The sequence below is a fragment of the Microbacterium wangyouchuni genome, from assembly GCF_051546305.1.
Classification (GTDB): domain Bacteria; phylum Actinomycetota; class Actinomycetes; order Actinomycetales; family Microbacteriaceae; genus Microbacterium.
The window spans coordinates 66,022-77,718 of sequence record NZ_JBPTMA010000003.1 but is presented as its reverse complement, the minus strand read 5'-3'; the positions used below and the strand labels follow the sequence as shown (position 1 = coordinate 77,718).

Here is an 11,697-nt window from a genome sequence, read left to right as displayed (position 1 = left end):
CCTGGCGCGTTTCCACTGCTATTCCTCGCTTCCGAGCTGAAGCTTGACGCTGATCTCGTAGGCGTCGAGCTCGTCAAGGGCATATCGCAGCGCGCTCGTCGTGTGCCGCCCCGACCGCCCCAGCTCGTGAAGACGCACCCGCATCACTGCGAGGAGCGCGAGTTCGAAGGCCAGCTCCTCCGCCCTGTCGGGCTGCGCTGCGGGGTCGCGCGCGGTTACGAACCAGGAACCGGGAAGAGCGAAAACACCATCGGGGAACTCTGTCTCATCCGCACGGACGAGCGTGTGATTCTCCCGAGCTGTGCTGGCTGCCTTCCTCAGCTCCCGATTGATCTCGCGAATCTCGGCGCGGGGCGGGCCGCCGCCAGTGGGCCGGAGCAGACCGAGCAGGCGAACGAGATACGGCAGAGTAAGGCCCTGCAGCAGAAGACTGCCTGCCGCAACCACGAAGGCGATGAAGATGATCAGGTCACGCTTCGGCGTGTTCTCGGGCAGTGTCTGTGCGGCAGCAAGAGTCACCGCACCGCGCATTCCCGCCCACACGATGATCGTGTTGTGCTTCCAGGTCAGCGGGGACGATTCGAAATAGCTGACATCTGCGCGCAGCTTTCCGAGGTGCTTCGGATTGCGTGCTGCACGCGATCCGATGACTTTCTGCCAGCGGGAGGAGTGACCTTCTTCGTCGTCGTCCTGCGGGATGGTTGTGCTCGCATCTATGCGGCCCTGGACTGCACGTCTCACCCGTGCGGTATGCAGGCTCAGCACCGGGATGACGTAGAGCGTTCGCACCAGCATCAGAATGACAAAGGCCAGCGCCGCTATGCCGAGGCCGGGGAGCAGACTCTCGCCGGCCGCACGATTGTCCTCAACGATTCCGTACAGCTCCAACCCCATGATGAGGAAGATCGCACCCTCGAGCAAGAACTCGAGTGTGCGCCAGTTGAGTTTGTCCGATGTGCGCTGCTCCGGGGTCAGCCACCTCAACGCCCCCTGTCCGCAGACAACTCCGGCGATCACGGCCGCGACCAAACCGGACCCTCCGAGAGCTTCGGTGGGCAGATAGGCGAGGTAGGGGACAGTGAGCCCGATCGCGGTATTGGCGGTCGCGCTGGTGGTCCACGCGCGCAGTCTCAGCGCCAGCAACCCCACGAATGCCCCGACCACGAGCGCCGCGAAAACTGCCCAGATGAATGATCCGACTGCCGCCAACAGCGAGAAACTCGATGCCACCGCGACGATCGCGGTGCGCAGCAGGACGAGAGCGGTCGCGTCATTGAGAAGACTCTCGCCTTCGAGTACCGTGACGACTCTCCTCGGCACACCGAGTTTGCGAACGACTGACGTCGCAACAGCATCCGTTGGACTCAGGATTGCTCCCAGCGCAACGGCGAGCGGAAAGCCGATCTCCGGAATGATCAAGAAGAAGAAAAGCCCCAAGACGAGTGAGCTGATGATCACAAGCAGCACAGAGAGACCGCTGATGGTGCTCAGATCGCGACGAAACTCGATCGCCGGGGCCGAGACCGCCGCCGAGTAAAGCAGCGGAGGAAGCACCCCGACAAGGATCAGCTCCGGCGCCACAGAGATGGCAGAAACCCACGGCAGTTGGCCGACGGCGAGACCGATCGCCACCAAGATCAACGGTCCAGCGACACCGATCCGACTCGAGAGCACATGCGCCAGCACGATCACCAGCACGCCGGCAAGAATGACGACCAAAAGTTCTACCGACACCGTGCACTCTCCCCGCCATCGTCCTGAGGCCGCAGATTCGTCATACCTGAACCACTATTCGCGCGCGCATCGCGCTCTCCCGCGGACTCCATCGGTCAGCCCGCAAGGTCGGCTATTCCTGAGCCGATCAACTTGAAACCGAGGATCACGAAGAGCACCGTCATCACCACGGAATGGTTCGCCAACAGCCACGACCGCGCACCGGTCAGGCGCCGCTCTACCGAACCCGGCGCGATAACACTGATCAGCCACGGAACCGCAACCGCGCTGATCCCGATGAGACCGAAAAGGAGAATCACCGGGATGACTTCCTGAGCGGGAAGATGTGCCTGCGAGATTCTTCCGCTCGCCGCAATCAGCAGTGGCACGTCCTTCGGTGAGAGCGGACCAGACAGCAGTACGCCAAGCAGAAAAGCCTTCCCGATGGTCAGCTGATCGAGCCCCATGAGCCATTTCGGCGGCTCGACTTCTGAACGTTTGCTCCACTGATGCACGGCCAGGGCGAGCAGGCCCACGCCGAGCAGGATCTCGAGAGCATCCACGGTGATGTTAGCGCCGGAGTCTGCCTCATCTGAGCCAGATGCACGTCCGATGAGGACGAGCGCGCCGACCAACAGCACGGCAAGCGTGTAACAGCCCAGCACGAAAGCCGTGCCGTTTGTGCGACCTTTACCCGAGGTTGCCATGAGGATGACCGCAACGATTGCGAGGGGGCTGATCGCGACGCCGATGCCGAGCGTCAGGATGTCTCCGAGCAGAGAAAGCATCAGTGCCGCGCCTCCAGTCTCTGTCGTATCGATGTGGTCGCGGCTGCGACAGCGCTCCGGGAACTCAGCGCGCTCGAGGAGCGCCCGAAGAACCATCCACCGATAGCGGTGATGATGCCGATGACCACGATCAGCCACACGCCGCGCACGATGCCATCAGTGAGGTGCCCGTAGATCGCTTCGACTCCGGGCGACACGAAACCGAGTTCCGCTGCGACGAGGGGGACGCCGGCGGAACCGATCAGGAGTACCACCCCGAGCGCCCCACTTCCGATCGTCGCACCGACCCCTGCGCCGAGGACTGCCGTGCTCCGGCGGCGAGCAAGCCCGATCCCCAGGCCGAAGAGCCCGATCGCCACGAGCGGCAGCCACTGCCCTATCGCCTCAATCAGCGCATGGGTGGAACGAATGGTACGAAGCGTCTCGCCGTCGCCCAGCACGATCATGCGATCAGTCTCGGGGATGATCGCAGCGACGCCGACACCGCGATCGACGAGCATCTCTTTGAGCTCCGCGATGAGAGGTCCCGTGGCGATTCCCACACGGTCGTGTGACAGGACGATAATGCCGCCGCCGTCAGACGTGGATGCCAGAGTGAATGCTCGATGCGCGCCCCGCAGACTGGTCGCCCACACGTCAGAGAAGACGTCGGATGCCACCGCGGTCGCCAGAGTCGATTCCACGATCCCAGCCATACCTTCCGCCGCTGGTTGGCGAAGGATATCGAGGGCAGTTGCTGCGCTGGACGGCACGCCCAGATCGGCGATCGCATCGAAGACCTCGTCTGTCAGCGCGTGGAAGTCCACCTGTGCGCGCACTGCTGACATCGTCTCCACCATGATGAGGTCCTGTACAGCGTCATCATCGATGAGCGGTGCGAGCGTCTCGACGAACGCATCCTCGCTGACCAGCTGCATCCGAGCCCATCCGCCGATAATCGATGCCGGAACAAGGACCGACGCCACCACGATGCACACAGCCGAGACCACGGCGCGCCAGCGGCCGCCCGCGATGGGACTCGACGAGCCTCTCTCACCCTTGAGTCTGGTGTTCTCGGCTTCCAGCTCTCGCACTCGGCGGGTGAGGGTCGCGCCGTCGTCGGGGTCGGTCATCGTCGCTCCTCGGGGTCCCGCGCGTGTCCGCTGACGTCAGGTACGTGCTGTCCGCTCGGCTCGACGTTGCGCAGGAAGAGGATGATCCAGCTGAAGATGAGCACGGACGATACAAGTTCGACGGCGGTGAGGTTGTAGACGCCCGTCACGAACAGCACCACCAGCCCGATGATGATGGCGACGTAGACGAAGCCCAGCAGGAGGAAGATCCGGGGCATGCTGGGAACGAGCCACGGAAGCGCGATCGTCAGTACCGCGAAGGCGACTGTCATCCCTGTTGCCACCGTGTTGTGCATGACGAGGAATCGGTTGACCGGGAACAGTCCGACGCAAGACAGCATTACGCCCAGGAGCACGAAGAGCGCCCAAACGATGCGGCGACGACGAAGCTCAGATGAGGTGGAAGACGGCAGGCCGGCTGTTGCGAAGCGAGCGATCGTGGTGATGATGACACCCGACACGATCAGCGTCAGGTTGAAAGTGAGCGACGAGATATCGTGTGTGATCCCGAGTGCGGAGAGGTTCAGCTGCCACCACCGCGGGTCGCTGGAACTCAACATCGCCGTGATCATTCCCACCGCGAGGAATACCGCGAGCACCAGCGACAGGTGCCGAGGGGACATGGCCGTCCCGCTGAGGTAGGCGCAGAAGGCGCTCAGCGCCGTCAACGCGGCGACGATTGCCGCGGCAGGATTAGCGTAGAGCGTAGCTCCCAGAAAACTCTGCTGCATAACCGTGGCGAGGCCGAGGGAGCCCAAGAGCGCGATCACGCCATGAGCGAGCGACAAAGCCACCAGATCGAACCATTGAAAACGCAGTCGCGTGGCCCGGTCAGATCGCGACCGCAATCGATAGCGCACCGCCAACCGCGACCCGGCGAAAGAAAGCACTGCCGCAATCGCAGCGCTGATCGCAGCGAATTCGCCCACTGATTGACGACCAGAAATCGGGAGTTCTCGTCCCCAGAAAACCGAAACAGCGATCAGCCCGCTCACGACGAAAGCACCAACCGCCAGAATGAGGGCGAAGGATTCGCTGTCCGAAAGCCTCCAATGCTGACGCCAGAAGGCAGGCAGGTGTTTCGCCGGAGTCGTCTGCGACCGGCTCACACTTTCGTCATTTTCCACAGTGCTCGCCATCAGGACTCCCCATGCTGGGAAAAGGGAACATCGGCCACAGGTGTGAGCATACAGCTCACCGGGACCCCGGACGGAACCGCCCACATCTCTGTCCTCATCGGGGCATTACTGCCGCCCCCATGCCGAAATTTCATCACCCCCAGATTCATCAGAGCCTCACCCGCGCTTCACCCTCTCGCGGGTGCGCGGCAAATGTGGGTAATGTCCGTTCAGAGAGGCCCCTTCGCGGGAATCGCTCATTTTCCACCGACAGAGTGAAGAAAGAGTACGCATGACGAACCAACAGCCAGAGTCGGGCGCAACCGGCAAAGATCGCGCAGTGAACAGCACTAAGGCGATCATCGCCATTCTTCTGGGAATTGCCGCGCTTTCGTTTGTTTTCTCGAATGTCGGCCCCGCTACATTGCGCTTTCTCTTTCTTCAGTTCACCATGCCCGCCTGGGGATGGTTTCTCGCGGTTCTACTCGCCGGCGTCGTCATCGGTTCGCTCTTCCCCTGGTTCCGACCACGACGGAAGTAGCACGTTTCCGCCCGGCGCCGGGCGGCCGTCTCCTTTTACCCGGTGAGACACGCCAGACAGTATTTATGGGATGGTGGACGCGAACCGGATCTTTTTCGTCGGTAGTCTCCCCCGAGCGCTGCCGACGAGCCGATGATGACACCGCACTCTTGACGAGAAGAGGGCCACTCAGGTGAACCCGAATGACGCGATCGCCGCGAAGGTCGAGGTTGAGCGCGCGCTCAGCACCGGCAACCACGAACTCATCGCCCGCAGCATCCTGTTCCACTGCTGGCCGTTGTTCAACACCGATTGGGATCTCATGCGCGCCGCGGTGAGCGCCCTGCCTCGAGATGTCATTGAAGAACACCCCGTTCTTCTGATCACTGACCCGATGTCATACACGTCGTCGCGCATTGCCACGTGGTCGTTGCCGGCGATTCATCCCGATACAGCGCGTGCGCTGAGCCCCGACCAGCTCGATCTCCTGATCCTCGGGCATATGATCGCGCATCGCATGAAGGGCAATGAGTCCCAAGCACTGGACTATGCCCGACAGTTCGCCCATCGAATCATCGAGACCCGTGCTTGTTCGCGCGACCGAACCGATGGCCCGCTCTGGTTCTACCACCTGCAGATCGGATCTACTTTTCTGAGCGCGGGAGACACTGCCCGTGCGCTCCTGGAGTTCTCGAGTGCGACGCAACTGGCACGACTGTCGATCCAGGATGATGCGGTCCGGTTGACGCTCAGCCGCACCGCGCTCGCGCACGCCGTCCGCGGCTCCCTGGACAATGCCGACAGCGCGCTGGCCGATGCCTTCATGCAGGCACCTCCGTCGCCGGCACATGTGAGATCCAGCACCGCCACCATGGTGGCTGCAAGCGCGCTCATCAGCGCCGACCGGATGACAGACGACCTCGACGAGAAGATATCTGCGCTCGAGCCCTACGACAGCGTCGAAGTGACCTGGCCGTTTGCGCTCCTCGCACGAACGCGCGCTCTCCTGGCGCACGAGCACCCTCACGAAGCTCTCGAGGCTTTGCAGCTCGCAAGCCAAACGCATGCGGCACGCCCCGGGTCCTTCGCTTCCGATGTCATGACGTCTGCCGCCGTCGAGGCGCTGACCGCAGCCGAGGAGTTCGGAGCCGCGCGTAAGATCTTGGCTCAAGATGGTGCCCATCAGGGGCTGTTCACCCAGCTCACTGCGGTGAGATTGGCGCTGCATACGGATGACTTCGGCTCCGCCGCAAACGGGATTCGCATTCTGAGCACCGACCCGACGCTGGGCTTAGGGCAACGCGTGGAGTGCGCTCTGCTGGCAGCCTGGCTTCAGTGTGCTCGCGCCGGGGATCTCGATGAGTACACCGCGGCGAAAGTGGCCCGGTGGGGAGCCAACCCTGACCATCGCCGGCTCTTCGCATCGGTTCCCAGCGTGTTGATCGAACGCGTCACCGCGCGCGTGCCTGCGCAGTCGTCCGAAAGCATGACAGCAAACATCTCTGACCTGCAGCATGTCCTTCTCCGATCGCGTCCGCAGCTGACCGGCCGTGAGAAACGTGTTCTCGAAGCGATTACGACACATGGAACAACGGCGGCGATCGCTCGAGCTCTCCATGTCTCACCGAACACGATCAAGTCGCAATTGCGCTCGCTCTACCGCAAGCTCGGCTGTTCCACCCGCCAGGAAGCGATCCGAATAGCCGCAGATCTCCTGCCGAGCATCGCGAACCCCGCGGTCCCCAGCTGAGCGCTCTGAGCGCTCCGCTGAGGCACCTGCCCGTCAGTCCACGAGCAGGGCGGGCTCTTCCAGGATGCTGGCGACATCGGCGATGAAACGGCTCATGCTGTCCCCATCGATGACGCGGTGATCGAAGGAGCCGGCGACGGTCGTGACGAACCGCGGCCGCACCTCACCGTCGACGACCCATGGCTTCTGGCTGATGGTGCCCATCGCCACGATCCCGGCCTCGCCCGGGTTGATGATCGGGGTTCCGGCATCCATCCCGAACACGCCGATGTTGGTGATCGTGATGGTGCCGCCCTGCTGATCAGCCGGCGGGGTCTTGCCATCGCGCGCGGTCAGCGTGAGTCGGTTGAGCGCGCGGGCGAGATCCTTCATGCTGAGATCCTGCGCGTCCTTGATGTTCGGCACCAGCAGCCCACGCGGCGTCGCCGCGGCGATGCCGAGATTGACGTAGTGGCGCACCGAGATCTCGGCGCCGTCCTCGGTCTCGACCCATGCGGCGTTGACCATCGGGTTGCGACGGACCGCCCAGATCACGGCGCGAGCGACGATCAGCAGCGGTGAGACCTTGATGTCGGCGTAGTCCGGCGAGGCCTTGAGCCGCTTGACGAGCTCCATGGTGCGGGTCGCATCGACCTCTTTCCACACCGTGACGTGCGGCGCGGTGTACGCGCTCTGCACCATCGCCGAAGCACTGACCTTGCGGACGCCTTTGACCGGAATCGACTCGGTCCGGCCCGCAGGGGCGATGCCGCGAGCCAGACCCACCGAGGCGTTCTGGGGTGCCGGAACGGTCTCTTCGCGCACGGTGCTCCACTCCGGAGTCTCGATATTGCGGAAGACACTGGCCTGCGAGGCGTGCTTCATGACGTCATCCCGGGTGACTTCGCCGTCGGCTCCGGTCGCCGTCACCGACGACAGATCGACGTCGAGGTCACGGGCGAGCTTGCGGATCGGCGGCTTGGCGATCACGCCGACGGACGAGCGCACCGGGCGCACGGCGGGGCGGGTGCGGCGTGAGGTCGCGCCCGCGCCGGTGCCATATCCGACCAGAACCGAGCCACCGGCCTCCTCAGCCGCAGGAGCGGCGGGGGCAGCGCCGGCAGGTGTCGCAGCATCCGAAACGAAGGTAATGATGGGAGATCCTACCTCCACGGTCTTGCCCTCCTCGACGAGCAGCTCCCCCACGGTGCCGGCATGCGGCGAAGGCAACTCGACCAGCGACTTCGCCGTCTCGATCTCGACAATCACGTCGTTGATCGCCACCGTGTCTCCGGGGGCCACCTTCCAGCTGACGATCTCGGCTTCGGTCAGGCCCTCGCCGACGTCTGGAAGGTTGAAGTTCTGGGTGCTCATGCTTGGTCCTCTCGTCCGCCGCGTTCACAACTCCTGAAAAATACGCGGGAATCGGGAAAAACGGCGTCACCGGTCGGCCGCAGGGCCGATTCTTCAGGAGTTGTGAACGACATCAGTAGGCCATCGACCTGTCGACGGCCTCGAGAATGCGGTCGGCATCGGGCAGGAAGGTACCCTCGAGTTTCGCTGGCGGGAACGGCGCGTCGTACCCGGACACCCGCAGCACGGGTGCCTCCAGAGCGTAGAACGCGCGCTCCATCACGGTCGCTGCGATCTCACTGCCGACGCTGGTGAAGCCCGGGGCTTCCTGGGCGTAGATCATGCGCCCGGTCTTGCGAGCAGAGTCGAGGATCGGGCCGTAGTCGACGGGCGACAGCGAACGCACATCGACGACCTCACAGCTGGTTCCCTCGCCTTCGGCGAGCGCAGCCGCCTGCAACAGCGTCGTGACCATCGCACCGTGGCCGACCAGGGTCACGTCGCTGCCCGAGCGCACCACGCGCGAGGCGTGCAGCCCCGCCGCTGACTGTGCAACATCGACCTCGCCCTTGTGCCAGTAGCGGCTCTTCGGTTCGAGGAAGACGACCGGGTCATTCGAGTGGATGGCTTCCTGGATCATCCAGTACGCATCGTTCGGCGTCGAGGGCGAGACCACCCGCAGCCCCGGAGTGTGCGAGAAGTAGGCTTCGGGGCTCTCCTGGTGGTGCTCGACCGCGCCGATGTGCCCACCGTAGGGAATGCGGATCACGATCGGCATCGACAGGGCGCCCTCGTGCCGATTGGTCATCTTCGCGAGCTGCGACGTGATCTGGTCGAATGCGGGGAATACGAACCCGTCGAACTGGATCTCGCACACCGGACGGAAGCCGCCCATCGCCAGTCCGATCGCCGTGCCGACGATGGCTGACTCCGCAAGCGGGGTGTCCAGCACGCGCCTGTCGCCGAAGTCGCGCTGCAGGTGCTCGGTGATTCGGAAGACCCCGCCGAGCTTTCCGATGTCCTCGCCCATGAGCAGGACCTTCGGGTCGTCTTCCATCGCCTTGCGAAGGCCTGCGTTGAGTGCCTTGCTGAACGGCATCGTCTCAAGCGTCATGCCTGACCTCCTTCGGTGCCGAACGACGCTTCGTAGTTTTCACGCCACGCTTGCTGCTCAGCCATCAGCGGGTGCGGCTCACTGTAGACGTGGTCGAAGATCAGATTCGCCGGGGGCGTGCCGAGCTCCAGGGTGCGAACGCGCAGATCGTCGGCGGCAGCGGATGCCTCGGCATCCACCTCTTCGAAGAGCGAAGCGGCCGCGCCCTTGCCCTCGAGGAAGGCACGCATGCGCGTGATCGGATCACGCTTAGCCCAGGCCTGCTCCTCGGAGCTTTCGCGGTACTTCGTCGGGTCATCGCTGGTCGTGTGCGCGCCGAGACGGTATGTCTCGGCTTCGATCGCGCGGGGGCCCTTGCCTGCGCGCGCTTCGTCCAGCGCGACCCGAGAGACCGCGAAGCTGGCGAGAACATCGTTGCCATCGACGTGGATGCTTTCGATGCCGTAGCCGGAGCTGCGCTGCGTGAACGGCACCCGTGTCTGCGTCGCGACGGGCACGGAGATCGCCCACTGGTTGTTCTGCAGGAAGAAGACGGTCGGCGCCTGGTAGCTGGCGGCGAACACCATCGCCTCGTGCACGTCACCCTGGCTGGAGGCGCCGTCGCCGTAGTAGACGATGACGGCTTCGTCACGGTCGACGTCTCCGGTGCCGGTCTTTCCGTCGAAGGTGAGACCCATGGCGTAGCCGGTGGCGTGCAGTGTCTGCGAGCCGAGCACGAGCGTGTACAGCCGGGTGTTGCCGTTCACTGGATCCATCGGGTTCCAGCCGCCGTGCGAGACGCCGCGCATCAGTTTGATGATGCCGAGGGTGTCGACGCCGCGGATGCGGGTGACCGCGTGCTCACGGTAGGAGGGGAACAGGGTGTCCTGGGTGCGCGCGGCGCGAGCGGAGCCGACCTGGGCGGCTTCCTGACCGCGGCTCGGCGGCCACAGCGCCAGCTGTCCCTGCCGCTGCAGGTTGGTCGCCTGGTCATCGATCGCGCGGATGACGACCATGTCTCGATAGAACTGCTCGAGGTCCGAGTCGCTGATCGCCTCGATCAACGGCAGGTACTTCTCGGCGGCAGGGCTGGGCGAAAAACGGCCGTCCGCCTCCAGGACGCGGACGATATCGGTCTCTGAGGAGGTCACCGTTCTACGCTAGCCGAGCAGATGCACGGATCACTGTCGGCGCTCCACAACGGATTGCGCAGCCTGTAGGACCTTCTCCACGGATTCATGCTCTCCGACGGATATACGGATGCCGTCGCCCGAGAACGGCCGCACCACGATGTCGGCGTCGAGGAAGACCGCGGCGACCTCGTCCGTGCGCTCTCCCGTGGGCAGCCAGACGAAGTTCGCCTGACTGTCGGGCACGTCCCAGCCCTGTGCACGCAGCGCCGCGATCACCGTTGTGCGGCGCTCGACGAGCACGGCGACGCGCTGGAGGAGTTCTGCTTCCGCGTCGAGGCTGGCCAGCGCCGCGGTTTCGGCGGCCGCAGTCACCGAGAGCGGAATGCCGGTCGCGCGCGCCGCATTGAGCACCGCGGTGTGGCCGATCGCGTAGCCGACGCGCAGGCCAGCCAGGCCGTATGCCTTGGAGAAGGTGCGCAGCACGACGACGTTCGGATGCTGCTCGTAGACGCGCTCGGCGAGGCCATCGACAGCGTCTTCCGCGGTGACGAACTCGGCATATGCCTCATCGAGAATGATCAGCACATCGGCGGGGACCCGGGCGACGAAGGCCTCGAACTCCGCGCTCGTGACGATCGGACCGGTGGGGTTGTTCGGGGTGCACACGAGAATCGCGCGGGTGCGTTCGGTGACCGCATCCGCCATGGCGTCCAGATCGTGGCGGGAGTCCTCGGTCAGCGGGACCGGGATGCCGGTCGCACCGGCGACCAGCGGCAGACCGGGGTAGGCCTCGAAGGAGCGCCAGGCATAGATAACCTCATCACCCACGGATGCCACGGCCTGCACGAGTTGGTAGAGGATCGCGACGCTGCCGCTGGCGACGTGCACCTGATCGCTGCCGACGCCGTAGCGGCTGGCCAGACGTTCGCGCAGGCGGGTCGCTGCGGCATCCGGATAGCGGTTGATCGGAGTTGCGCTCTGCAGCGCCGACACGACCGATGGCAGCGGGTCGAAGGGGTTCTCGTTGCTGGACAGTTTGAACGCATCGGGACCCGCCTGACGGCCCTGCTTATACGGCGCCAGTGCCGCGATCTCAGGACGGATGCGGGGAAGAATCGGCTCAGTCACGCTCTGAGTC

The 11,697-nt window shown here is 64.2% G+C and carries 10 protein-coding genes; 2 read left to right on the top strand and 8 right to left on the bottom strand.

What is annotated here, in order from left to right:
* Window positions 1–18: 18 nt before the first annotated feature.
* The 4 genes from ACSS7Z_RS07025 to ACSS7Z_RS07010 all read right to left on the bottom strand — a co-directional run bounded on the left by ACSS7Z_RS07025 (window position 19) and on the right by ACSS7Z_RS07010 (window position 4,752).
* Window positions 19–1,734 carry a cation:proton antiporter gene (locus ACSS7Z_RS07025; protein ID WP_438253790.1) on the bottom strand — a complete coding sequence of 572 codons (1,716 nt, stop codon included), beginning with the start codon at window positions 1,732–1,734 and terminating at the stop codon, window positions 19–21.
* Between the two features lie 95 nt (window positions 1,735–1,829).
* Window positions 1,830–2,501: a GAP family protein gene (locus ACSS7Z_RS07020; protein ID WP_438253789.1), complete on the bottom strand. Its 672-nt coding sequence runs from the start codon at window positions 2,499–2,501 to the stop codon at window positions 1,830–1,832.
* Window positions 2,501–3,613, bottom strand: a complete 1,113-nt coding sequence (locus ACSS7Z_RS07015; RefSeq protein WP_438253788.1) for a hypothetical protein — start codon at window positions 3,611–3,613, stop codon at window positions 2,501–2,503. The genes ACSS7Z_RS07020 and ACSS7Z_RS07015 overlap by 1 nt, the downstream gene beginning before the upstream one ends.
* Window positions 3,610–4,752 carry a DUF998 domain-containing protein gene (locus ACSS7Z_RS07010; protein ID WP_438253787.1) on the bottom strand — a complete coding sequence of 381 codons (1,143 nt, stop codon included), beginning with the start codon at window positions 4,750–4,752 and terminating at the stop codon, window positions 3,610–3,612. The genes ACSS7Z_RS07015 and ACSS7Z_RS07010 overlap by 4 nt, the downstream gene beginning before the upstream one ends.
* Before the next feature lie 271 nt (window positions 4,753–5,023).
* Here ACSS7Z_RS07010 and ACSS7Z_RS07005 point away from each other — a divergent pair, with 271 nt between their 5' ends.
* Together ACSS7Z_RS07005 and ACSS7Z_RS07000 are read left to right on the top strand one after the other, a co-directional pair.
* Complete coding sequence (locus ACSS7Z_RS07005; RefSeq protein ID WP_438253786.1) at window positions 5,024–5,272, top strand: LapA family protein; 249 nt, start codon at window positions 5,024–5,026, stop codon at window positions 5,270–5,272.
* Between the two features lie 172 nt (window positions 5,273–5,444).
* On the top strand, window positions 5,445–7,001 hold the full coding sequence (locus tag ACSS7Z_RS07000) for a helix-turn-helix transcriptional regulator (RefSeq protein ID WP_438253785.1): 1,557 nt from the start codon (window positions 5,445–5,447) through the stop codon (window positions 6,999–7,001).
* A gap of 33 nt (window positions 7,002–7,034) precedes the next feature.
* Here the strand turns inward: ACSS7Z_RS07000 and ACSS7Z_RS06995 are convergent, their stop codons facing one another.
* From ACSS7Z_RS06995 to ACSS7Z_RS06980, 4 genes are all read right to left on the bottom strand, one after another.
* Window positions 7,035–8,354: a dihydrolipoamide acetyltransferase family protein gene (locus ACSS7Z_RS06995; RefSeq protein WP_438253784.1), complete on the bottom strand. Its 1,320-nt coding sequence runs from the start codon at window positions 8,352–8,354 to the stop codon at window positions 7,035–7,037.
* A gap of 112 nt (window positions 8,355–8,466) precedes the next feature.
* Window positions 8,467–9,447, bottom strand: a complete 981-nt coding sequence (locus tag ACSS7Z_RS06990; protein ID WP_438253783.1) for an alpha-ketoacid dehydrogenase subunit beta — start codon at window positions 9,445–9,447, stop codon at window positions 8,467–8,469.
* Window positions 9,444–10,577, bottom strand: coding sequence for a thiamine pyrophosphate-dependent enzyme (locus tag ACSS7Z_RS06985; RefSeq protein WP_438253782.1), 1,134 nt, complete (start codon window positions 10,575–10,577; stop codon window positions 9,444–9,446). Before ACSS7Z_RS06985 ends, ACSS7Z_RS06990 begins: the two co-directional genes overlap by 4 nt.
* Before the next feature lie 30 nt (window positions 10,578–10,607).
* Window positions 10,608–11,687 carry a histidinol-phosphate transaminase gene (locus tag ACSS7Z_RS06980; RefSeq protein WP_438253781.1) on the bottom strand — a complete coding sequence of 360 codons (1,080 nt, stop codon included), beginning with the start codon at window positions 11,685–11,687 and terminating at the stop codon, window positions 10,608–10,610.
* Window positions 11,688–11,697: the final 10 nt, after the last annotated feature.